This is a genomic window from Schaalia sp. lx-100 (genome assembly GCF_021083625.1).
Lineage (GTDB): Bacteria > Actinomycetota > Actinomycetes > Actinomycetales > Actinomycetaceae > Pauljensenia.
In genome coordinates, this window is record NZ_JAJNRP010000001.1 from 152105 (window position 1) to 176312 (window position 24208).

General features: G+C 48.1%; 21 protein-coding genes. 9 read left to right on the forward strand and 12 right to left on the reverse strand.

All coding sequences use genetic code 11. The annotated features are described in order from the left end of the window. Positions 1-7: 7 nt before the first annotated feature. Both rfbA and LRP54_RS00620 read left to right on the forward strand, forming a co-directional pair. Positions 8-871 (forward strand): glucose-1-phosphate thymidylyltransferase RfbA, encoded by an 864-nt coding sequence (rfbA, locus tag LRP54_RS00615; RefSeq protein ID WP_231234608.1) that lies wholly within the window; start codon positions 8-10, stop codon positions 869-871. A 182-nt stretch (positions 872-1053) separates the two neighbouring features. Continuing rightward, complete coding sequence (locus tag LRP54_RS00620; protein ID WP_231234609.1) at positions 1054-2874, forward strand: phosphotransferase; 1821 nt, start codon at positions 1054-1056, stop codon at positions 2872-2874. Between the two features lie 76 nt (positions 2875-2950). On the opposite strand, the gene LRP54_RS00625 is transcribed toward LRP54_RS00620, so the two are convergent. Continuing rightward, positions 2951-4024, reverse strand: a complete 1074-nt coding sequence (locus tag LRP54_RS00625; RefSeq protein WP_231234610.1) for an acyltransferase family protein — start codon at positions 4022-4024, stop codon at positions 2951-2953. Between the two features lie 309 nt (positions 4025-4333). Further along, entirely contained in the window at positions 4334-5773 is a 1440-nt protein-coding gene (locus LRP54_RS00630) for a sugar nucleotide-binding protein (RefSeq protein WP_231234611.1), read from the reverse strand. A gap of 221 nt (positions 5774-5994) precedes the next feature. On the opposite strand from LRP54_RS00630, the gene LRP54_RS00635 reads away from it, so the two are divergent. The 4 genes from LRP54_RS00635 to LRP54_RS00650 all read left to right on the forward strand — a co-directional run bounded on the left by LRP54_RS00635 (position 5995) and on the right by LRP54_RS00650 (position 9872). Then, positions 5995-6669 (forward strand): glycosyltransferase family 2 protein, encoded by a 675-nt coding sequence (locus LRP54_RS00635; RefSeq protein ID WP_231234612.1) that lies wholly within the window; start codon positions 5995-5997, stop codon positions 6667-6669. Between the two features lie 2 nt (positions 6670-6671). After that, a complete protein-coding gene (locus LRP54_RS00640) occupies positions 6672-7076 on the forward strand; it encodes a DUF2304 domain-containing protein (RefSeq protein ID WP_231205409.1) in 405 nt (134 codons plus the stop codon). A gap of 71 nt (positions 7077-7147) precedes the next feature. Next, a complete protein-coding gene (locus LRP54_RS00645) occupies positions 7148-8446 on the forward strand; it encodes an LCP family protein (RefSeq protein ID WP_231234613.1) in 1299 nt (432 codons plus the stop codon). A gap of 1 nt (position 8447) precedes the next feature. Beyond that, the gene (locus LRP54_RS00650) at positions 8448-9872 is read left to right on the forward strand and encodes an LCP family protein (protein WP_231234614.1); all 1425 of its coding nucleotides are present in this window, start codon (positions 8448-8450) and stop codon (positions 9870-9872) included. A 123-nt stretch (positions 9873-9995) separates the two neighbouring features. On the opposite strand, the gene galE is transcribed toward LRP54_RS00650, so the two are convergent. The 6 genes from galE to LRP54_RS00680 all read right to left on the reverse strand — a co-directional run bounded on the left by galE (position 9996) and on the right by LRP54_RS00680 (position 16548). After that, positions 9996-10988, reverse strand: a complete 993-nt coding sequence (gene galE, locus LRP54_RS00655) for a UDP-glucose 4-epimerase GalE (RefSeq protein WP_231205412.1) — start codon at positions 10986-10988, stop codon at positions 9996-9998. Positions 10989-11133: 145 nt separating this feature from the next. Next, positions 11134-11700, reverse strand: coding sequence for a 5-(carboxyamino)imidazole ribonucleotide mutase (purE, locus tag LRP54_RS00660; RefSeq protein ID WP_231234615.1), 567 nt, complete (start codon positions 11698-11700; stop codon positions 11134-11136). Between the two features lie 56 nt (positions 11701-11756). Continuing rightward, complete coding sequence (locus LRP54_RS00665) at positions 11757-12947, reverse strand: 5-(carboxyamino)imidazole ribonucleotide synthase (RefSeq protein ID WP_231234616.1); 1191 nt, start codon at positions 12945-12947, stop codon at positions 11757-11759. A 140-nt stretch (positions 12948-13087) separates the two neighbouring features. Beyond that, complete coding sequence (locus LRP54_RS00670) at positions 13088-14413, reverse strand: HAMP domain-containing sensor histidine kinase (RefSeq protein ID WP_231205415.1); 1326 nt, start codon at positions 14411-14413, stop codon at positions 13088-13090. Between the two features lie 98 nt (positions 14414-14511). Then, positions 14512-15192 carry a response regulator transcription factor gene (locus LRP54_RS00675; RefSeq protein ID WP_231205416.1) on the reverse strand — a complete coding sequence of 227 codons (681 nt, stop codon included), beginning with the start codon at positions 15190-15192 and terminating at the stop codon, positions 14512-14514. A 114-nt stretch (positions 15193-15306) separates the two neighbouring features. Continuing rightward, positions 15307-16548 carry an adenylate/guanylate cyclase domain-containing protein gene (locus LRP54_RS00680; RefSeq protein ID WP_331274792.1) on the reverse strand — a complete coding sequence of 414 codons (1242 nt, stop codon included), beginning with the start codon at positions 16546-16548 and terminating at the stop codon, positions 15307-15309. A gap of 141 nt (positions 16549-16689) precedes the next feature. On the opposite strand from LRP54_RS00680, the gene LRP54_RS00685 reads away from it, so the two are divergent. Both LRP54_RS00685 and dapD read left to right on the forward strand, forming a co-directional pair. Then, positions 16690-17412, forward strand: a complete 723-nt coding sequence (locus LRP54_RS00685) for a Maf family protein (protein WP_231234617.1) — start codon at positions 16690-16692, stop codon at positions 17410-17412. 156 nt (positions 17413-17568) lie between these two features. Then, the gene (gene dapD / locus LRP54_RS00690) at positions 17569-18552 is read left to right on the forward strand and encodes a 2,3,4,5-tetrahydropyridine-2,6-dicarboxylate N-succinyltransferase (protein ID WP_231205419.1); all 984 of its coding nucleotides are present in this window, start codon (positions 17569-17571) and stop codon (positions 18550-18552) included. An 84-nt stretch (positions 18553-18636) separates the two neighbouring features. Here dapD and LRP54_RS00695 read toward each other — a convergent pair whose 3' ends face one another. The 3 genes from LRP54_RS00695 to fdxA all read right to left on the reverse strand — a co-directional run bounded on the left by LRP54_RS00695 (position 18637) and on the right by fdxA (position 21689). Then, positions 18637-19998: a citrate synthase gene (locus LRP54_RS00695; protein WP_231234618.1), complete on the reverse strand. Its 1362-nt coding sequence runs from the start codon at positions 19996-19998 to the stop codon at positions 18637-18639. A 146-nt stretch (positions 19999-20144) separates the two neighbouring features. Then, a complete protein-coding gene (dapC, locus tag LRP54_RS00700; protein WP_442984574.1) occupies positions 20145-21311 on the reverse strand; it encodes a succinyldiaminopimelate transaminase in 1167 nt (388 codons plus the stop codon). A gap of 54 nt (positions 21312-21365) precedes the next feature. Continuing rightward, positions 21366-21689, reverse strand: coding sequence for a ferredoxin (fdxA, locus tag LRP54_RS00705; protein WP_231205422.1), 324 nt, complete (start codon positions 21687-21689; stop codon positions 21366-21368). Between the two features lie 42 nt (positions 21690-21731). Here fdxA and LRP54_RS00710 point away from each other — a divergent pair, with 42 nt between their 5' ends. Then, positions 21732-22061, forward strand: a complete 330-nt coding sequence (locus LRP54_RS00710) for a putative acetyltransferase (RefSeq protein ID WP_231234620.1) — start codon at positions 21732-21734, stop codon at positions 22059-22061. Here the strand turns inward: LRP54_RS00710 and typA are convergent. Further along, the gene (gene typA, locus LRP54_RS00715; RefSeq protein ID WP_231205424.1) at positions 22052-23971 is read right to left on the reverse strand and encodes a translational GTPase TypA; all 1920 of its coding nucleotides are present in this window, start codon (positions 23969-23971) and stop codon (positions 22052-22054) included. The genes LRP54_RS00710 and typA overlap by 10 nt on opposite strands. Between the last annotated feature and the right edge of the window lie 237 nt (positions 23972-24208).

Here is a 24208-nt window from a genome sequence, read left to right on the forward strand (position 1 = left end):
AGGCACAATGAAGGGCATCATTCTGGCAGGTGGCTCAGGTACTCGACTTAATCCCATTACTTTAGGAACCTCAAAGCAGCTGGTTCCTGTGTATGACAAACCCATGATTTATTACCCCCTGAGCACGCTGATGCTTGCTGGAATACAGGATGTCCTTGTCATTACAACACCTCATGATGCCCCAGCTTTCCAACGTTTACTGGGTGATGGCTCACAGCTGGGTGTTCATATTACTTACGCTGTTCAAGCAGTTCCTAACGGTCTGGCACAAGCCTTTGTTTTAGGTGCCGATCATATTGGCTGCGAAAGTGCCGCGCTTATCCTCGGGGATAATATTTTCTATGGGCAAGGTATGGGCACTCGCCTGCGCCGACATGTAGATCCGCATGGTGGAGCTGTTTTTGCCTACCATGTGACAAACCCGCAGGAATACGGTGTCGTTGAATTTGACGAGAATTACACTGCGCTTTCAATTGAAGAAAAACCCACAAATCCTAAGTCAAATTACGCTGTGCCTGGTTTGTATTTCTACGATAACGATGTTGTTGAGATTGCACGGAATTTACAGCCCTCTGCGCGTGGTGAATATGAAATTACTGATATTAACAAGGCCTACTTACAAGCCGGCACGCTTGCCGTAGAGGTACTCCCCCGCGGAAGTGCGTGGCTTGATACAGGAACTTTTGATTCTTTGGCTGATGCCACTGCTTTTGTGCGCACTATTGAGGCACGTCAAGGTATGAAGATTGGCGCGCCCGAAGAAGTCGCATGGCGTATGGGCTTTATTGACGATGAGGGTTTACGTCAACGCGCCGAACCATTGGTTAAATCCGGTTATGGGGCTTACCTTTTGGGGCTGCTAGACAAATAAAAGGGTACTTTTCCTATATTTTCCTCGTCAGGAAATGATCTTTTTGAGATTTTATTAGATAAGTAGTTGATTGTGTGCACAGCAATATATTGTGTTTTATCCTCGTAATCGTTCACCCGCACCGCTTCCTGCAGTAAAATTGAACATAATTGAGCTGGCATACACACGATTGGTTGATACACATGGATTCGCTCACCCGATCTGAATTTGAGGTTCTTTACGCACTTTCATGCGCTCATATTCCCCTCACCCAGCGGCAACTTCACGAAAAAACACAGATATCGCTGGGACGCATCAACACTGCCGTGCGCATATGCGAACAACGCGGCTACATAGCCAACAAAGTTATTACAGATGCGGGTCGCGCAGCCCTTGCTCCTTATCGTGTCAATAACGCAATTATCATGGCAGCCGGTTTATCCCAACGTTTTGCGCCAATTTCTTATGAGCGACCTAAAGGAACTCTGCGTGTACGCGGTGAAATCCTCATTGAAAGGCAAATTCGTCAACTCATTGAGGCAGGTATCACTGACATCACTATCGTTGTTGGCTATAAAAAAGAGTATTTCTTCTACCTTGCTAAAAAATTTGGCGTGAAACTCGTTATTAATGACGAATACGCGACACGTAATAACAATGGCTCGCTGTGGCGTGTACGCGATCAACTCGCCAACACATATATTTGTTCTTCCGATGATTATTTCACCGAAAATCCTTTTGAATCACACGTCTACCAAGCCTATTATTCAGCTCAATACGTTGAGGGCCCCACACAAGAATGGTGTATAACGACAGGCCCTGGCGACAGAATCACCGGAGCAACTATCGGTGGTCACGATTCATGGACAATGCTCGGACATGTGTATTTCGACCGCGAATTCTCACGCGCATTCTGTCGTATCCTCGATAAGGTCTATGACTTACCGCGTACCGTGCCACAACTGTGGGAATCCATTTATCTTGACCACATTAAAGATTTGCACATGGTGATACGTCGCTATCCCGCAGGAATGATTAATGAATTTGATTCTGTTGATGAATTACGCAATTTTGATCCGTTATTTATGGAAAATATTGACTCTGAGGTTTTCCATAATATTTCTTCTGTCCTTCATTGCCCTATCAATGATATCCACGATATTTTCCCACTGAAACAAGGGGTCACAAATCTTTCCTGCCATTTTTCCCTCGATGGTAAAGAATACGTGTACCGCCATCCAGGAACAGGAACCAGCAAACTTGTTGATCGACAAGCAGAATTTGAGGCTATGCATCTTGCCGCTGATTTAGGGTTAGATTCAACTTTTATTTCAGGAGATCCAGATTCTGGTTGGAAAATTTCACGTTATATTCCACATACGCGCAATCTTGACCCAGAAAATCCTGAAGAACTAGCTCAAGCAATGCGTATGGCCCGCACCCTACATAACAGCGGTAAAACGCTTTCTCGTTCATTCGATTTTATTTCTGAAAGCTTTTCTTACGAGCGCGTACTAGAACAGCATGGTCCCATTGATTTACCAGAATACGCTGAACTACGTGAAAAAATCCTCCGCCTTAAAACTCAAGCCGATAATGATGATTTCCCTCACGTGCCATGCCATAACGATTTTTATCCACCAAATTTCCTCATTGAAACAGATAACACCATTCATTTAATTGACTGGGAATATGCTGGCATGTCTGATGTGGCCAGTGATTTTGGGACACTAGTTGTGTGTACACGATTGTGCCCCGACAAGGCGCAACAAGCTTTACGGTATTACTTTGACCGCATACCTACACACGAAGAAATGCGTCATTTCTGGGCATACGTTGTTTTTGCCGGCTGGTGTTGGTATGTGTGGGCACTAGCAAAAGAAGCCGAAGGAGATGATGTCGGCGAGTGGCTTCTGACCTACTATTCCTACGCGGCAACATATATTGATGACCTACTCGCCTGGTATGAGAACGATAGTTCAGATTTACCTGATTTCCTCACTTCAGACAGTAAAAACTCATAATGTGTAAGGGAGTGCGCAGCTTCAGTCACATCTGAGTCCTCATTGTGAGTATTTTTGATACTCGCGTGCCTACGCATCACATGTGACTGGTGCTGGCAGTAATTTTTCGGCGGCGACGCACCATATTCATCACAGGTTTATCAATGACGTGATAGTTGAAGATACCCCCGCATATTGCAATAAGGGATATAAGTGAGGCATTTACTGCCCAATGCATAGGTGTTGGCCATAAGAATACGAGTGTCTGCTGTAAGGGGAAAGCCCACAAGTAAATGCCGTAAGAAAATTCCCCGTATTTGGCAAAATGAGAAAACTTACGTCGTGTCCCCCAGCCTAACCACAGACATGCGTAAGGGAAAGTCACGAGCATCGCAGCGATATCCCAACCGAAGTAGCATAAAACGATCGTTGCGAATATCGACAAAATACCCCATGAGGGACGCAAAATAATTTTGTCACGCCACACCCATAAACACACACCAATATAAAACTCAAGAACGGCGCGTACCACGCTCAGCATATACAGATGAAAGAAAGCAAAATAGACAATTGCGCAAGCGATTACGACGATAATGGTCCATATATAGGTTTTCTTCCGAAAAGCCGTTAATCGAAAAATAAGGTAACACAGAATATATGCAGCAAATTCAACCGGTAGTGTCCACAAAGAGCCGTTGACTACTTCAGGATAAGGATTAAATGTAAAAACACCCGGCAAAGTATGAACAGGAATAAGAATGGCGTTGAGTAAATACCGGTAGGTTTCACCATTCGTTAGATAGTCTGTTATTGACAGAGTTGTCAATACCCCTCCCCACACGAATGTTGAGAAAAGGACAATAAATATGAGTTGTGGGAAAATTCTTTGACAGCGAGCAATAAAAAATTTACGTGTATCTGGATGGCTTTCACAGCTTTTCGCAATGAGGATGCCACCGTAAAGAAAAAATACAGCAACTGCCATACCACCAAAGCTCAGGCGCTGGTCAGTCCACTGATCCAAAAAAGCCCCTAAACTGTGAGGCCCTTGAGTTAAAGAAAATGAATGTGACCAAATCACTGCGATTGCACTGACAAAGCGAATAAGATCAAGGTTGTTATCGCGTGAGGAAACAACCGTACCGAAACGAATGGCATCTCGCTTATTCATGTCACACCCTCACTTGTAACCTCAATATCGTGTTTTTCACCGATAAAACACGCACATCCGGATTCTCGTCAGCAGATGGTAGCATTTCCAATCCTTGGGAGTCTAACGCATATTCCCTGTTGTATTTTTAGTGAACGCAGGTCTTTATGTACACGTTATTTATTCAGGATTCCGGGCAATAACTCAGGATTTTTGAGGTTTTCCTGCACTTTCCTGATGATGTATTCACCTTGTGTACTCACATATGCATAACAGAGGAAATCCTGAGCAGCAAAAACTACCCTACAGCGTAAGCAGCGAATCTGCCTTTTATTGATTCAAAGCTACTTTCACGTATTCATCCAAACATTCGTGTGCAGGACGCGGCGTGAAACCTACCTTTTTGATTTTCGTTAAATCAAGTAACGAATGTAATGGGCGCGGGGCAATGCCTTCTTTTCCGTGGAAATACTCCTCGGTAGATACAGGTGTCACTGATTGCGGGTCTTTTCCACATAGCTCAAAGACACGCTGAGCAATATCAAACCATGAGGTGACTTCGCCTTCACATGACAGGTTATATGTCCCGTATTCAGGGCGCTGAGAGATCAGGTGGATAATCCCTTCAGCAAGTTCTGATGTAAAAGTAAGGCGGCCTACCTGATCGTTGACCACAGCGGGCTTTACTCCCCTTTCAGCAAGGCTCATCATTGTTCGCACAAAGTTCTTTCCTTCGCCAACAACCCAACTGGTTCTTACAAGGTAGTGGCGTGGAGCAGCGCATACTGCCGCGTCTCCGCCAGCTTTTGATTGTCCGTACACTCCCAAGGGGCTTGGGGGCTCATCTTCTGTATGGATGCTGTGTTTTCCGTCAAAAACATATTCACTGGACACGTGAACAAGGAGCAGATCATGACGAGCTGCGACACGTGATAAAAGGGCAGGACCTGTCGCATTCGCACGCCAAGCCAAGGGCCGTCCTTCATCAGTTTCAGCAGCATCCACCTGTGTCCAAGCCGCTGCATTAACCACAATGTCATACTCGGACCAGTTCACGTTCGCAAGAGCCTGTTCATCAGATATATCAAAATCTGGTAAATCCACACCGTGAGCCTGATATCCCGCATCCGCTAAACGCTGCATCATCGCTCGTCCCAGTTGCCCATTTGCACCGGTGACGAGTACTCGCTGTCGCGTATTCCTCTGCGCAGGAAAAGGTATGACTGTTTCAAGAGCAGGATGAGCACGATCTTTGTCAGAGATAATCGCGTGTTCCAATGGAATTGGCCATGCAATATTTGCAGTGCGATCACCTAAATGAACATACGTGTACTGAGCCTGCGGTGACCAGTGATCGTTTACAAGGTACGTGTAGGCCGTGTGAGGTTCCAAGGTCTGATAGGCATTTCCTACTCCCCGAGGAACAAAAACAGCAACAGACGGATCAATAATTGTTGTATAAACCGTTCCAAAACTGGGGCCTTCACGCAGATCCACCCATGCGCCGAAAACTTTGCCTGTGGCAACAGAAACGAATTTATCCCACGGCTCAGCATGAATTCCTCGTGTCACACCAATTTCATCATTGAAAGAGATGTTATTCTGCACGGGATGAAAGTCTGGCAAGCCTAGGTCCACCATTTTTTCTCGCTGCCAGTTTTCTTTGAACCATCCACGATTATCACCATGCACTGTTAAATCAATGCGTAAAAATCCGGGAATCGGTGTTTCTTCAATTCCAAGTTCTTTACGTGAGGATAGTTCGCTCATGCGGATCTCTTTCGTCATTCAGGACTATTCAGGACTATGAGTGCCTTACAAGGATAAGAAGTACTACAGCGATACTACGCTACGTAGGGCTTTCAGAGGATGCAGCCTACCTATGTGTTTCATGTGGAATGCCATTCCCCATTAGGCAAGGAAATACACAGACATCACACATATGCGCATAAATAGCAACCACACATAGAACAGTGTGAAATACTGGTTTCATGAAGCCTATTCATGACACATGGCTCGTTATCCCGTTGTATAACGAAGAACAAGTAATCGGCGATGTGATACGCGCTGCTCTGCCCACATTTGAACATATTGTGTGTATTGATGATGGTTCCACAGATAAGTCAGGTCAAGCTGCTTTGAATGCCGGTGCCACAGTCATCACGCATCCGATTAATCTTGGCCAAGGGGCAGCCTTACAAACAGGTTTCGATTACCTCACGAAATACACTGATGCCCGTTATGCCGTTACTTTTGATGCGGATGGGCAGCATCGTGTTTCGGATGCTGTTGCTATGCGCGAACGCGCTCTAGCAGATGATCTTGCGATTATTTACGGTTCACGTTTTCTTGAAGGGCAAGTGGATATCAGCCCTTTGAAACGCCTCGTTCTTAAAACGGCTGCTATGGTCACGCGCTGGCAGACAGGCCTGCACCTCACTGATGCGCATAATGGTTTACGTCTACTGCGTATGGATGCTGTCAAACGTATTTACCTACGTCAAAGTCGCATGGCACACGCCAGCGAAATCGTGAATGAACTTGCGCGTACACGTCTGCCCTGGGCTGAAATGCCTGTGCATATTGATTACACAGATTATTCACGTGCGAAAGGCCAGTCTTTACTTAACTCTGTCAATATTCTCGTCGACCTGATTCTGGGGTAATTATGCCAAGCTACTGGTTAATTAAAGCTATCCTCGTCTTAGCTTTATTGATCCTTATTTTTTTCATGCTCAAACCTGTAAAAACAGCGCAACATCAAGCTCTGCGCAGACTTGGCACGTTATTTATTATTGTTTTGGCTGTTTTTGCTGTTCTTTTTCCACATTTCTTAAACCAATTTGCCACTTTGATCGGTGTTGAACGCGGCATCAATCTTTTGGTTTATTTCCTTACTATTGCTTTCTTCGCGCAGATGATGACCTCGTACCGTCGCTCTGTTCAAACCGAACATAAACTCACTCAACTGGCACGCGCAGTTGCCCTCCAGAACGCACAAACCCCACCTGTTGTCCCATCCTCTACTGAGGCATCTGGCTTTTCCTCTGACTCCCCTGGTGGCACACAGTAGAATTCAACACAATTGCAACATGTTCCACAGTCAAATCCCATATTTTCTTTCAACCCTTTAGACTCGTGACGATGACATCTCATATACAACATTCGGATACTGTCCCTGCTGCTCATGCTGCAACTTATCCTTACCGTTTCGGGGTATGGAAAACGATGTGCGCTGCTCTTTTGAGTATTGTTCTGCTTGTCAGCACAACTGTTTTAGGGATCTACCTTGACTTGGCGCGACAAGTATCCGACAGTGCCTTAGATATTTCTGCCTTTGAGAATGTCATGCCTCAAAGTGAACCTGAGGAAGAACCTCCAGGAGATCCTTTTACAGGTCAGGCAGTCAATATCTTGGTTTCTGGCGTTGATTCACGTTACGGTGAAGATCCACGTGCCTATGGGAGTTCTGAGGAACTTTCCACCATTCAATCTGATACGACAATGGTTGTTCACCTATCCGCTGACCGATCACGTATCCAAGTTGTCTCAATTCCGCGCGATCTCATTACAGCAATCCCCAGTTGTACGCGCTCCGATGGTTCACAAACACGGCCCTATGACGGTATGTTTAACTCCGCTTTTACAACAGGAGCGGTCACAGATGACCTCGCAGGCGGTGTTGCCTGCACGAAAGCCACCGTTGAACAATTGACTGGTCTAACAATTGATGCTTTCGTTGTCGTGAATTTTTCTGGCTTCAAATCAATGGTCGATGCTTTAGGTGGCGTGTGGCTTAACCTTGAAGAAGAAGTCTACGATGCTTTATCCGGTTTAAGCTTATCCGCCGGATGCCACAATATTGATTCTACTCAGGCGTTAGCTTATGCCCGCGCTCGATACAATCTTGGTGATGGTTCAGATCTTTCACGAATTGGCCGCCAACATCAATTAGTTGGCGCTATGTTCAAAACATTGAAGTCTAAGAATTATCTGACAGATTTACCCTCTTTACTCACTTTCTTAAAAGCCACAGTTTCTGCTCTGAAGGTTTCCCCGAATTTAGCCGACATCAACACTGCGGCAGGACTCATGCTTTCCCTGACCTCTTTAGAGCGCAGCGGTCTTCAATTCATCACTATGCCGAATGCTCCTGCACCTTGGGACCTCAATCGCGTTATAGAAGATCTCCCGCGTGCTCGTCCAGTATGGGAAGCCTTGAAATCTGATTCTCCTTTCCCCATCGGCACGCTTTACCGTGATATTTCAGGTGAAGAAACCATAGTCACTGCCCCTACTCAGGCAACAGAAAATACCGCACCAGATTCAGCAGCACCATCATCTTCCGTCTTAGAAAGTACTCCCACCCCCTCTGAAAATGCCCCAGCCACTGCGCCTGCCGCAGAAACTCAGGTAGCCGATTCTTGCCCTCCCCAGAACTAATATGACCACTCAGCCTCCTTCTTTTTCACCAGATCCTTCGCGTAAACGACAGCGCCCGCGTAACCCCTCCCTGGAACAGCAAAAAGAGGAAGATTTTTCACCTTCTATTCCACATTCGCTCAAAGAGTCTGATTCTCCCATCAATTCTGAGCTGTCAGATCACCAGACTCTCCCTCCATCTTTTAGTCCACGTGTCGATCGTCGTGCCGTACCCGAGCGTCGTTCAATTCGTCATCAGGACACAGGTACTCCCACTTCTGGTCATTGTGAATCTTCAGGTTCTCGTTCTACTCCTCTGCCTGGTCAAGAAGTACCGCATCGCGTTCAAGCCACTATGCCGCCATCTTTTCAACCTGCGCGGCGCACTCCACTTACTTCCCCTCACCCTCATCCTGCACGTTCAGCTCCGGCTTCCTCCCCGCGTTTTTCAGGTTTTACGCCAACAAATAGAGTTTCACCCTCTACGGTCCCTGCACGTTCACCGGGACGTAAACGTCGTCGCTGGCCTGGCTTTTTAGTAGGTGTTTTAGTAACGGCGATACTTATTTTCGTAGGGTGGCCTGCTTTTCTCATATGGGATGCAAACGCTCATTTAGAACGAGTTTCTGCGCTTTCTGCCGCCCCTGATACTCCGGGTACTACATGGTTACTTGCTGGTTCAGATTCGCGTGCTGATGGCGCTGTCAGCGACGGAGCCGAAGGGCAACGCTCAGATTCAATTGTTCTGATTCACCAAGCTCCTAACGGGCAAACGTCAATGGTTTCTATTCCACGCGACACCTATGTGGAAATACCTGAGTACGGTTGGTCAAAAATTAATGCCGCTTATTCATACGGCGGCCCTGAACTTTTAGTGCAAACCGTTGAAAAACTCACCACACTTACCGTTGACCATTATGTGGAAATCGGGATGGGCGGCGTAGCGCACATCGTTGATTCACTCGGCGGCATTGAATTATGCATGGATATGGACGTGTCAGACGAGTACTCTCAACTGAATTGGACTGCTGGCTGTCATGTATCTGATGGAACCACGGCACTTGCTTTCTCACGGATGCGTTACGCCGATCCTCTGGGTGATATTGGTCGTACTCAACGGCAACGACAAGTTATTTCACAAACCGTAGCTACTGCCCTTTCACCTTCGACTCTTGTTCATCCTGGGCGCACTCTGTCACTTGAACGGGCAGGTTCAAGCGCTATCACTGTGGATAAAAATGCTTCTGTTCTTGATGTGGCGCGCTTATTACTTGCTTTCAAGAAAGCTCAAAAAGACCAGCTCGTCGGCGCACCACCTATTGCTTCTCTCAATGAACAAACCGCTGCAGGTTCTTCTGTGCTCCTTGTGGATACAACCGCACCGCGCTTTTTTTCTGCAATGCGTACTGGAACTTTGACCGCAGAAGATTTCATTCAAAAATTCTGATTTGATGATCTGTTCTGTCGTATTGATCCCGTTATTTACTCAGATCATTCGGGATAGTACCGGCATACAAAGAAATCCTCCGCATCAGTGACACGGAGGATTTCTTTACGTGTAGGTAATGGATTATTCCGTAGGAACAGTAATACGCCTAGGTCCTTGCTGCCATGCTTCCCATGCAGATATGAGGATGTCCTCCACGCTCTGCTGAGCTTTCCATCCAAGATCGTGAGAAATATTTTCAGCGTTACCGATGAGCTTCGGTGGATCACCTGCGCGGCGAGGCAATTCATCTACAGGAAATTCCCATCCGGAAATCCGTCGTATTCCCTCAATAATTTCTCGTACAGAGGTCCCCTCCCCTGTGCCCACATTGTAGGTGCGGTGTCCTGGTTTTCCTGATTCGAGCGCCCGCAGAGCAGCAATATGAGCATGAGCCAAATCAAGGACGTGGATGTAGTCACGGATACAGGTCCCATCTGGTGTGGGATAGTCTGTGCCGAAGATTTTCGGTGGCTCATTTTTAGCTAATCGGTCAAGAACCATAGGAACTAAGTTCAAAATTGCTGGATCTTCAAGGTCAACCCATCCTGTTCCGGCAACATTAAAGTAGCGTAAACCTATCCAGTTCAGCCCCCATGCACGTTCACAGTCAGCCATCATCCACTCACCGATGAGTTTTGTTTCCCCGTATGGATTAATGGGGTGGCATTGCTCATCCTCACTAACAACTTCAACGGGTGGCATCCCATACACGGCGGCAGAGGATGAGAAAATCATTCGGTCAACACCGGTTTCTCCCATAGCCATGAGGATATTTGCGAGGCCACCGATATTTTGCTGATAGTACCAAGCTGGTCGTTCTACTGACTCACCCACTTGTTTACGCGCTGCAAAATGGATAACAGCGGAAACATCCTCATCAACCATCAGATTTGCCAGCAGTGTCCGCGCTTTATCCGTAGCAATATCAACGGTTATCAGTTTTGCTCCACCTATGCGCTCTACGCGTCCCGTTGATAAGTTATCAACAACGACAACTTTTTCACCAGACTGCTCAAGCAGCCTTACCACATGCGCACCGATATAACCCGCGCCGCCAGTAACAAGAATACTCATATTTCCAGCCTAGCGCCCTATCCCACTCTTTGCAGATAGACACACTGAATCATATTTCTGTAACACAATAATTCTCATTCGTTCAACCTGAGCGCGTACGACACATTCACATGACATATACATACTTTTTATGTCGGTACCACACTCATGAGCAGGTGGACCTATCCTCATTCACTCGGTGTGTAAGCGCTTCACCTTTTGCCACAGCAACAGCACGTAATTCTCTTTGGAAAGAACGCATTCTTTCACGCAAGGAAGCTGCATTTTCGTCCTGACCGGCACCTAGGATTCGTGCTGCAAGTAGCCCAGCATTACGCGCACCAGCAATCGACACCGTAGCAACCGGTACGCCCGCAGGCATCTGCACAATTGACAGAAGGGAATCCATTCCATCGACATGAGATAAAGGAACAGGAACACCAATAACCGGTAGCTCCGTTAAAGCAGCAAGCATCCCCGGTAAATGAGCTGCTCCCCCTGCGCCAGCAATGATGACACGTAACCCACGTTCTGCAGCCATACGCCCATACGCCACCATATCCTCTGGCATACGGTGCGCAGAGAGCACACCTACTTCACATGCGATGTCGAATTCTGCGAGTGCCTCCACCGCAGCACTCATCACTGACCAATCCGAATCTGACCCCATCACAACTCCAACGACAGGTTGTGCCCCTGTTGCTTTGAGCAAAAGATCCTCAGGTAAATTCATTTTTTTCCTTTTCGTTCGCACCGATAGATTCTTCTTCATGCCACGCTGGAATAATCTCAGTCTTTCTCGGCGCCGCTGTTTGCAGCTTTGTCACTATGACCAGCTAAAGCTTCAACCGCGCGTATAGCGAGGTCACGTGCGCGGGCAGGGTCTTTATCCACCACATTTACGTGACCAAGTTTACGGCCCGGTCGCACTTCTTTCCCATAGAGATGAACACGCACAGCAGGGTCCACCGCTAAAGCTTCCGGCAGTGCGCGCGCAGGCTCAGGTAGCTCTGAGCCCAGAAGATTCGCCATCACCGTCACGCAGTCAGGTCGAAGCATATCTGTGCTACCAAGTGGAAGGTCTAAAACTGCGCGAATGTGTTGTTCAAATTGGCTGGTCACAGAGCCATCAATGGTCCAGTGCCCTGAATTATGCGGGCGCATCGCTAATTCATTTACCAGTAATTTCATGCCTTTATCTGTGGAAACAACGAAAAGTTCCACTGCAAGTACTCCGGTCACGTCAAGCGCCTCAGCGATTGTGCGTCCAATTTTTATGCCAGTTTCCATGAGATCAGCAGAAAGTCCCTGTGCAGGAGCAGTCACAATTGAGCACACCCCGTGCGCTTGTTCAGTGGTGGCCAGGGGCCATGAACGTATTTCTCCTGAGGGCCTACGTGCCAAAAGAGCCGCAGCTTCAGCGATAAAAGGAACTTTTTCTTCTGCAAGGAGCGGTTTCCCGCGCGCTAACCAGTCATCAATGTCATGGGTTGCCTTTATGAGGCGCACACCGTGACCGTCATAGCCACCTGTCGGTGTTTTGACGATCAGGGGCCAGCCTACTTTTTGCGCGAAAGATTCCAGTTCGTCAGCCGTGGTGATTTCAGCCCAGCGGGGGCATGGGATTCCCAGATGTGCGAGTTTTTTCCTCATGGCGATTTTGTCTTGCGCATAAAGAAGTGCCGAGGCACTGGGATGGATTGGCAGGCCCTCTGGAAGATCAGTGAGGATATCTTGTCCAATATGTTCGTGTTCAAATGTTAAAGCGTCAGCGCCGTAAATGAGTGCCTCTACATCACGTATCTGTGTTGGACTACCCACGGGCGCGTCAACAACCACTTGCCCAGTGGATCCATCGGGACTTTCCACAAGGGGACGCAAGTCTATTCCTAGCGCTATAGCGCTTTCTTGCATCATGCGGGCAAGCTGGCCTCCACCAATAACAGCGAGGACAGGACGTGTACAAAGATGTTGATCCACTCTCCCACTTTATCGCGCTTGTCATGTAACGGTAAGTAAAGCTCATTGTGAGACACAGATAAGCCAGTGGCTCATGAGCATAATCATTGAATCTGTAGGCATTTACAGGTGTCACTGAGCACACAGTAAAAATGCTCTTTTTAGAATCGTCGTGACCGTCGCCCCATAGAAACAAGAGGACCCACTGGCATCACACGGTTAGGATCAAGCGAGGCCGGAACTGCGGCAAGTGAAAGACGGAAAATCGGTGGCTGAGCCTGAGCGAGTTCTAAACGCCCTCCCATAGCATTTGTGAGGTCTTTCGCCAGTGCTAAACCAATTCCTGTTGAACCGTGTCCAGATATTCCATATTCAAAGATTTCCGCAGAAAAATCAGGATCAATCCCTTGTCCCTCATCGGATACATCAATAACCACACCACGCTTATTTGAGGAACGTCGAGCAATAACGCGAGTTATCCCCTCACCGTAGTTCAACGAGTTTTCAATGAGGGTAGCAAGCACTTGACCAAGTTTGGCATTATCTGCCAAAAGAGGACATTCAGCCTCATCAGTAAATACGAGGGAGCGACCAGCATTTTCAAATGTGTTTTCCCATTCTTCGCGCTGCGTATTAAATACTTCGAGGATATGAATAGCCTCTGTACGACCTCCTCCGCGGGCATTTGCGTCAAGTAAATCCGTGAGAACACCTGTCAGACGTTCAACTTGTTCAAGGCATGAATGTACTTCTTCACGTACTTCATCCTGCGTAGTAATCAGTTCGATTTCTTCTAGGCGCATCGATAAAGCTGTCAATGGAGTACGCAACTGATGTGAGGCATCGGCGGCAAATTGTCGTTCAGCAGCCAGACGTCCTGCCATACGTTCACCGGTACGAACGAGTTCTTCTTGGACGAGGTCAATTTCTTCTATGCCAGAGGGTTTGACTCGTGCCCGCACATGCCCTGACCCAATTTGCTCAGCTTGGGCGGATAGGTAAATGAGAGGGGCAGAGAGCTTACGTGAGAAACGATTAGCCATAATCCAGCCGACGATGAGAGAAAAAACCACTCCGCCCAAGAAAAGCAGGCACACATAAAAAATTTTTTCAATCGCAGGATAGGCTGATACATCCATACGCACACGAATATGAGTGGAAGATACTGTGGAGGAGGTTAATCGTAGTCCTGTGTGCGGCGTGCCTGCTGTAATTACTTGCCCTTTGGGTAGGACCACACGGGTCCACGCACTCATCGGATCTTCCTTTGAGGGAAGTGTCCACGCTTCAATTGTTGTTTCGGTGATCTCGTGTCCCAGTTGGATACGACGTTCCAGCGCACGCACCAGTGAGGTGACCCGCGTATCCAATGCGCGTTGTTCAGAATGCCATTGAAAAACAGAGGCAGCGAAAGCGCCGGGAATCCCTAAAAGTAGTGCTACTACTGTGACGGCCGTCAGAATCATACGAACGGTTCTTTTGCGCATTCTTTCCTCCTGCTGGGGTGCGCCACACTATAGCTATGCGGGTACCGGTAATACACGAAAGCTCGGCTTTTGAGCCGAGCTTACGCATTAAAAGTATGTTATCGACTGGCTTTCTCGAAACGGAAACCCATTCCTCGTACAGTGGCAATGTAGCGAGGATCAGCAGCATCGTCACCGAGTTTGCGTCGTAACCATGACACGTGCATATCAAGAGTCTTGGTTGAGCCTGCTGGATCAGAACCCCAGACTTCGCGCATCAAAATATCGCGTTCAACAACGTTGCCAGCTTCACGGACAAGGACACGAAGTAGATCAAATTCTTTAGCGGTGAGTTGAAGTTCCTGATCGGCTATAAAAGCTCGATGAGCATGGACATCTACCCGCACGTCTTGCGCGCATAGGTCCGTTTCTGGTGTCTCACCAACTGTGCGACGCAGTAAAGCACGTACACGTGCCAACAATTCAGCAAGCCTAAATGGTTTAGTCACATAGTCATCTGCACCCGCATCAAGGCCAACAACCATATCAACTTCATCTGTTCGGGCTGTCAAAATAAGAATAGGAGTTGCCCGACCGGCCGCACGGATCTCACGCGCAACTTCAAGACCGTCCATATCAGGCAGGCCTAGGTCAAGAACTACAAGATCAGCACCGTCAACTTCATTTAGGGCACCTCGACCCGTGCCATGCGCACGCACGTCGTAACCTTCTCGTCCGAGCGCACGAGCAAGTGGTTCGGCGATTGCTGGATCATCCTCAACAAGAAGCACTATAGTCACGTAGCTATCCTATACTATTACCTGATACAACTTTCATATTTTTTGACCTTTTCACTCCCTTTTGCTCACATAGTAAAATTGTGAAACAGAGGGAAAATTCCATAAAAATTCAGATCATTGTGCCCGATGTTCAGAAACCACATAAGGCGCGATCGTTCCAAAGCCTCGCAATTGAGCGCTGGGAAATTCTTCCAAGTGATACCCATCCCCACCTTGCCCTGCAGCAATTGCCGCGGCAGTTGTCGGGTCGGTCAAAATTTTTCCCACGGGCGCGATATCCACTAAACGTGATGCCAAATTCACCGTTGGCCCAAAAACATCACCTGAACGCGAAAAGACATCGCCTCGAACAAAAGAGGCACGCACAGGCAAAATCTCATCATCTGCACTCAAACGTTCAACCAGATCCATTGCCACTTTCAGACCCGTAGGTAAATCATCAGCGATGTATAAAACAGCATCGCCAATCATTTTGACAACCCTACCGCCGGCTTCAGTTACAGCCGTTCGACATGCGTCCTCAAAATGTCCAATGAGATCAACAAGCGCTCCACCTAAAATCGTTGACGAGGAAGTGTAGGAGACCATATCAACAAAACCTAAGGAACGATTCAGCGGGAATCGGGCGCGCATATCATCACCGCTACGCTTGGATATTTCTTTTTCAGTGCGAGTAAGTAGTGCCTCTAATTGCCGTTGCCATGAGTGCGTAAACATTTTTTCAAAGACGGCGACTTTTTCCTGCATTGTTCGCAAAACAACTTCACGCGCCTGCGTATCATTCACACTCATCCGTCGCACAACATCATCAACCAAGGCTTCCACTTGCCATAGGCCTAATCGATCGGCAAGATGCGCATTTGCACGCAGAAGCGACCTGCTTGTTGACCTATCAATAGCACCTGATTGCAAAAGATCAGCCCACAATGCGTAGACCGTTAAATCTCGCTGAGTAAAAGCAACCGCATATTCATCACGCACAGGAAAACCCATATGCGCCCAATAATCACATACAGCTTCGATGCTACTACCCGTACATGACGCTAGATCTTGGGCACTATATACCGGTGTACCGCCACGCAACCATTGAGATATTTCTGAGGTCAGTGACTCCTGCTCGCAGTTTTTATTGTGAGTATTTTCAGGCACTTCCACATCATGCAGATAGGAGGATTTCATATGGGTCTGGAGGGTTTCAGAGGCTGATGTATCCATAGGCACTGGGGCAGAGACAGCAGTCGCATGCGCACTTTCAGCGGGTGCAACGAAAGAACTTATGTCCTCACACTGTTTTTCATACACAGCAGTGCCAGAGGGCAAAAGTTCTCTAAAATGGTCACCCCGTTGGGTGTTCACAGGTACCCACACCTCCAAAGTGTGTCAGCTATCACTCTCCAGTGTAATGCAACTCACGCATATTATCATCTTGGTGATCCAGTTCGTCATATTTCATGCCACCTCATCACACTTTTTTACATAATCAGAGACAATACTTCTATGCGCCTTATACTTGCCTCACGCTCACCTGCACGTCGTAGCACTTTGATACATGCAGGTATTACTCCCATTGTCCGAATATCTGACATCGACGAAGATGCTGTTCTTCGCCAGCTTCCAGGCGGTCGGGCTTTTAGCGGCGGGAACACGACCCCAGCAGATGAAGTAAGCATACTCGCACAAGAAAAATGCATGGCGGTTGTTTCTATACTCTGCCGCCCGCAAACAGATCATGCGTCAGAAAATCCAGAGGATTTGAACGATATACCTGCACATGAGAAATTACTGGTTGTTGGCTGCGACTCCATGCTTGAAATAGATGGGAAAATGGCAGGTAAGCCACATACCCCCGATATTGCTCGTGAACGCATCCGTCATATGCGCCGCACGCAAGCCACACTGTGGACCGGACATCACCTAGCATTACTTAGCGAAACTCGAACGAATGGTCACCGTGACCTCATCGGTTATAAGACCGCAAGTGCTTCCACCTTGGTTCATTTTGGCGATATAAGTGATGCAGAGATCGACGCCTATGTTGATTCAGGCGAACCATTACATGTTGCCGGTTCTTTCACAATCGATGGACTTGGAGGGCCTTTCATCACAGGCGTGGAAGGTGACCATCACAGCGTCGTTGGCATTTCTTTACCTCTGCTGCGTTCTCTTGCCAACGAACTCGGTGTTTTCTGGCCCGATTTGTGGGATCACCGTCGCCAATAGGCAGTGGCATATCTCCACGATATTCTGTTCAAAAGGCGGCCTGCTCAATACCTCCACATGCAGAGTCCACCCCTCTTTGCTCTTGCGCGTACACGAAAGATGGCCACGGTATGGAATAAACAGGCCTATCCTGAGCCTCTCTCATAAAGTGAGGGGATGGATACAACGAAAGCATGGGGTATTGGCCTGGCAACAGTCACACTCAGTGGATGTACTTTAGATGTCTGGTTTCCTGACCCGCACCTTGGTGAACGTCCAGAAAATGGGGACGCACAGCTTCTTGACACGCTCAGCACGCTGCAAAAAACAGATGATGCTCGACGTGTGCGTACCACGGTAGTTGTGTGCAGCACTGATTTAGAAGATCAACCCCAATCCACCGCAGATGCTTACCTGCGACTACATTTGCTGTCCCATCGGCTTGTTCAACCCAACACAATTAATCTTGATGGCATTTTTTCACGCCTACCCAACGTTGTCTGGACTTCTGTTGGCCCCTGCCCAGTAGAAGATTTCGAAGAAACACGTTTACGTCTGCGCGCACATTTAGGCCATCCTGTCACCGTCATGGGTGTGGATAAATTCCCACCAATGGTCAACTATGTCCTTCCTTCCGGTGTACGTATTGCCGATGGAGCTAAAGTCCGTTTAGGCGCACATTTAGCCGAAGGCACAACAGTGATGCACGCAGGATTCGTCAATTTCAATGCAGGAACTCTTGGACGTTCCATGGTGGAAGGCCGTATTTCACAAGGCGTTGTCATTGATGATGGATCTGATGTTGGTGGCGGGGCATCCACAATGGGCACGTTATCCGGTGGAGGTAAAGAACGGGTGCGTTTAGGTAAGCGTTGCCTTTTGGGAGCAAATTCTGGTCTAGGTATTCCACTAGGGGATGATTGTGTTGTTGAAGCTGGCCTATATTTGACGGCAGGAACAAAAGTCACTCTTATGCCTTCAGGTGGAGTTATCCCTAATGCGCATGGTCTTTTCGCTGAGCCACGCACCGTGTCGGCGCGTGAATTAGCTGGCGCTTCCAATGTTTTGTTCCGCCGTAATTCACTCTCTGGTCGCGTCGAGGCTCTGGCGCGTGGTGGTCATGGCATCGTTTTGAATGATGAGTTGCATTCGACAAACTGACTTATTCCTCTCTCATACGATATGAATAAGTCATCGGGGGGCTGCTGGAATATTTTCCAGCAGCCCCCCGCTCGCTTTTCCGGCTCAGAGCACTCGACGCGACGAACGCTGACGTAAAGGTATGTAGTCACGATAGGTTTCGCCTACATATACCTGTCGCGGACGACCAATCTTATTTTCTGGGTCACGTGTCATTTCAACGTATTGCGCAATCCAGCCCGGTAAACGCCCTAAAGCAAAAAGCGGTGTGAACATCTTGGTGGGGAAACCCATTGCTGAGTAAATAAGACCCGTATAGAAATCAACATTCGGATACAGTTTACGTTCCTTGAAGTAGTCATCGCTGAGGGCAATGTCTTCAAGTTCCATTGCGATATCTAAAAGTTCATCACGCTTACCTAGACGCGAAAGGACATCATGAGCTGTTTCTTTCACTAAGGCAGCACGTGGGTCGTAGTTTTTGTACACGCGGTGCCCAAAGCCCATGAGACGCACATGTTCATCTTTATTTTTCACTCGTTCAACAAATGTGCGTACGCTTTCTCCCGTATTGCGAATACTGTGGAGCATGCGTAACACAGCTTCATTTGCCCCACCGTGGAGCGGTCCGGCGAGCGCACCTACACCAGCAGCAACCGAGGCATACAGGTTCGCTTGGGAGGAACCCACAAGTCGGACTGTCGAGGTTGAGCAGTTTTGTTCATGATCGGCATGCAGGATAAGGAGCATATCGAGCGCACGTACTAAAGCAGGGTCGATATCGTAGGCTTGGAAGGGCATGCCGAAAGTAAGACGAATGAAATCTTCAATATAGCTGCGTTGTGCATCGGGGTATAGTAGCGGTAATCCGGCGGCCCGTTTTGCAATATACGAAATCATTGTCGGCACTTTTGCGATCAATAAAACAAGAGCATCTTGCAGTTGTTTTTCATCACGCGGGTTCAAGGTGTCCTCGTAGTATGTTGCCAAGCCAGCAATACCTGCCTGCAAAATTGCCATCGGATGACCTTTATGCGGGAAAGCTGTAAAGAAGGCTTTGAAATCTTCATGTAGAAGCCTGTGTCTTTGGACGCGACGAATGAATGCTTCCAAAGTAGAAGCATCCGGTAAATCTCCGTGAATCAGCAGGTAGGCAACTTCAAGGAATGATGAATGTTTCGCAAGTTGTTCAATGGGATAACCGCGGTATCGCAAGATACCAGCTTCCCCGTCGATATACGTAATAGCTGATTGACATGAGGCCGTATTTGTAAAACCTGTGTCCAGCGTGACCACATTGGCATCTGACATGAGGCGACCAATACGAATACCATCTGTACCTGCCGTGGCTTGTTGACGTGGTAATTCCAGACTATTTTCACCGATGGTCAGGTATGCGGGAACGTGTGTGCGCAGATTTGAATTTAGGTCACCTTCATCGTGATGTGGTGTATTTTCTTGGGACATCGTATCCTCCTGTCGGCGCGACGAGCATCGTCTTTGTTGTCTCGACCTTGGCATCTCATTCAAAATGGGACCCTAGTCCTAAACTTTACTACTTCTTGCTCTATATTGCAGGAGTTTTACTTTTGACCTTTACTCCTTTTACTGTTTTACCGTGTCATAGCCGAAATACGCAAAGCCGCCGCGCGAATACGATCATCACTAGCCGTCAAAGCCACACGCACCGCACCACGGGCCGCCTCACCATAAAAATCACCCGGAGCAACCACAATCCCCGCACGAGCAAAACGATCCACCAAAGCCCACGAATCGCCTCCGCCTCGGGAAAAAACAGTCGCAGCATCCTCACCTTGCTGCGCTTGACGCACCCACAAATACAAGCCCGCAACCGAAAGCGGATCACACACCAAATCTGTTCCCTGCAAAGCCGCTAACAAACACTCACGGCGCACACGATAACGTTCACGCTGCTCATCCACATGTTGCACATCATCTAAAGCAACGGCCATCGCATGCTGTACAGGAGTTGGCACCATCATTCCTGAATGTTTACGCAACTGAACGACCAGAGAAACCAAAGCCGGATCTCCCGCCAACAGACCAGCGCGGTAACCTGCAAGATTCGACTGTTTTGACAGTGAATACACAACCAACAGACCCGTCGGATCCCCCTCGCATACACGCTCATCTAAAAGAGAGGGAACCCCTTGTGAAGCATAAGGTTCTTCCCAGGGCAAAGAGGCATAACACTCATCAGAAATAACAATCGCTCCACGACGGGCAGCCCATTCACGTACCGCACACAACTGTTGCACAGATAAAACATGCCCATCGGGATTCCCAGGTGAATTCAACCATACGAGCTGAGCATCAGGCCAGGTATCTATAGCGTACGGATCTACAGGAATCGCAACCGCACCCGCTAAACGCGCCCCCACATCATAGGTAGGGTACGCACATTCTGGAACCAAAACGACATCCCCTGGACGCACACCCAAAATGAAAGGAAGCCACGCAACCGCTTCTTTAGAACCAATCGTAGGAATCACACCCGTATGCCCCACATCAATCATGGAGCGGCGGCGGCACCAGCGCAGAATTGCCTCGCGTACCTCATCAGTACCAATAACCGTCGGATAACCAGGCGCTTGGGAAGCCTGCGCTAAAGCCTCACGCACACACAGCGGCGTTTCATCCACAGGCGTCCCCACCGACAAGTCACATACTCCGTCAGGATGCTCAGCAGCTTTCTTGCGATAGGGGCGCAAAGAATCCCATGGAAAATCAGGTAAATTCAACGGGCGAGGCACACTCACTTGAACCATCTCTCTCAAGTCACTCGCAGCACATTACAGCGCAAGATGCGATTTTTAATCCTGGTTCTGCGGAGGTAAAGCCGCAATCATCTCATCATCAAAATCTTGCACACCAGCACGCTGAGCACCGCCAGGCGAACCTAAATCCTTAAAGAAATCAACATTTGCCCGATAGTAATCTGACCATTCTTCAGGGAGGTCATCCTCATAGAAAATTGCTTCTGTCGGGCACACAGGCTCACATGCCCCACAGTCTACGCATTCTTCAGGATGAATGTACAAAGTACGCGCACCCTCATAAATGCAGTCCACCGGACACTCATCTACACATGCCCGGTCTTTCACGTCAACACAGGGCTGGGCGATGACATACGTCATGGACTCCTCCTTCTCACAGGTATTACGACTATTATCTCCCACATGTCACGTAATGCCGAGTCCATGCCCATTCCATCGTTACCGTGGATGCAATGGAAGCCTGGGACACGTGTTGTTGTCCGCTACCGTTTGGCTGATGGACTTCATGATGCGCTGGGAGAAGTCCGCGAAACAGCACCAGATCATGTGATTATCTACACAAAGCGAGGATTGGTTCGCGTTGAAGCTTCCACTATGGTCACGGGAAAAACTGTACCCCCACCGCCTCAAATCCCCACTATGATGTCACGTGAAGAAATAAGGCAAACATATTCCACAGACACTTTCACAGCACAGGCATCACATAATCATCGCAACGAAGATCACCGCTGAGCACGACGTTCTCGTGCAGCAATTTTGAAACGCTCTTGACTATCCAAAACTACTTTACGGATACGAACCGCTTCAGGGGTCACTTCCACACACTCATCATTTGCTGCATGTTCCAATGATTCTTCCAAAGTTAAACGGCGCGAAGGAGTCAATCCTTCATAGACATCTGCTGTAGCTGAGCGGGTATTTGTTTGCTTTTTCTCACGAGTAATATTGACATCCATATCCTCTGCGCGAGAATTTTCGCCGACAACTTGCCCCTCATACACTTCTGAACCTGCTTCAATAATAAAAGTACCGCGTTCTTGCAAGTTAATCATTGCATAAGGGGTTGCTTGACCTGCGCGATCAGCAACTAAAGAACCTGTCAGACGCTGCTCAATTGGGCCTTGCCACGGAGCGTAACCTTCAGCAATCGACGAAGCAATACCTGTGCCACGTGTCTCTGTTAAGAAACGTGTACGGAAACCAATAAGGCCACGTGCCGGAACTAAAAACTCCATACGCATCCAACCGGACCCATGATTTGCCATTGTTTCCATACGGCCTTTACGTTGAGCCATGAGCTGCGTCACCGCACCCATATATTCCTCAGGAATATCAATGGTCATTCGCTCCATTGGTTCCTGCGTCACACCATCAATTTCTTTAGTGACAACCTGAGGTTTACCAACAGTGAGCTCAAAACCCTCACGACGCATCTGTTCAACCAAAATAGCTAAAGCAAGTTCACCACGGCCTTGAACCTCCCACGCATCTGGACGTTCTGTTGGTAAAACACGTAAGGACACATTGCCAACTAGCTCACGATCTAAACGGTCTTTTACCTGACGAGCCGTTACTTTCGCTCCTTTGACACGACCAGCCATCGGAGACGTATTAATCCCAATAGTCATAGAAATCGCAGGATCATCCACCGTAATTAATGGCAAAGGACGAGGATCATCCATATCGACTAAAGATTCACCAATAGTGATGTCATCAATACCTGCAACCGCGACAATATCACCCGGAGCAGCTGATTCAGCCGAATAGCGTTGCAAACCCTCTGTCATTAACAGCTCAGTAATACGCACAGTTTTTACTGAACCATCATGTCGAGCCAAACCTACTGTCGCGCCTTTACGCAAAGTTCCATTATGAACGCGAAGCAAAGCCAAACGCCCCAAGAAAGGAGAAGCATCCAAGTTAGTCACATGCGCTTGTAAAGGCATGTCATCCTCATACGTTGGCCCTGGAATACGAGTTAAAATCGTGCGGAACAACGGTTCTAAATCCTCAGTAGGTAACTGACCGTCACCTGGATTTGTCAACGAGGACACACCTGCTTTTGCTGAGGCGTACACAACCGGGACATCAAGCAAAGCATCGACATCTGCTTCTATGCCCTCATTCATCAGGTCCTCAGCCAAAGACAAAAGCAAATCTGTTGTCTCAGAAACAACTTCTTCGATACGTGAATCAGGGCGATCAACTTTATTGACCACAACAATGACAGGAAGCTGCGCGTGGAGGGCTTTACGCAAAACAAAACGTGTTTGCGGCAAAGGGCCTTCTGAAGCGTCAACCAGCAAAACCACACCATCGACCATCGAAAGGCCACGCTCAACTTCGCCACCAAAATCAGCGTGTCCAGGCGTGTCAATTACATTGATGATGACACCATCTACAGCCCCGATTTCATGAGCAGCCGGACCACGATAATGAACAGCCGTGTTTTTCGCGAGGATCGTAATACCTTTTTCGCGTTCAAGATCACCCGAATCCATTACACGTTCGCCGGTTTTTTCAACAGTGTCACGCTCATTGAAAGCGCCTGATTGCCACAACATCGCATCTACTAAAGTCGTTTTCCCATGATCGACATGGGCGACAATAGCAACATTGCGCAAATCTGAGCGCTGGGGCATAAGTTTCCTCCTTGGATGAGGCCTTCTAAGGCCGCGCGAATCATATTTTCGCTCGTACACAGTCACGTTCCTACCCGAAACACTTTCAGACATGAGCGCGATCCACTGACATCCAGCCTATCTGTTTCCTCACCTTTGGCCTATCTTCATCCTTGCGAACTTGGACACGCTGCCTGTGACATCTAGGCTGTATGTCGTAAAGTTTGAGATTTGCTGCCGGCACTTCAACGCCACCTA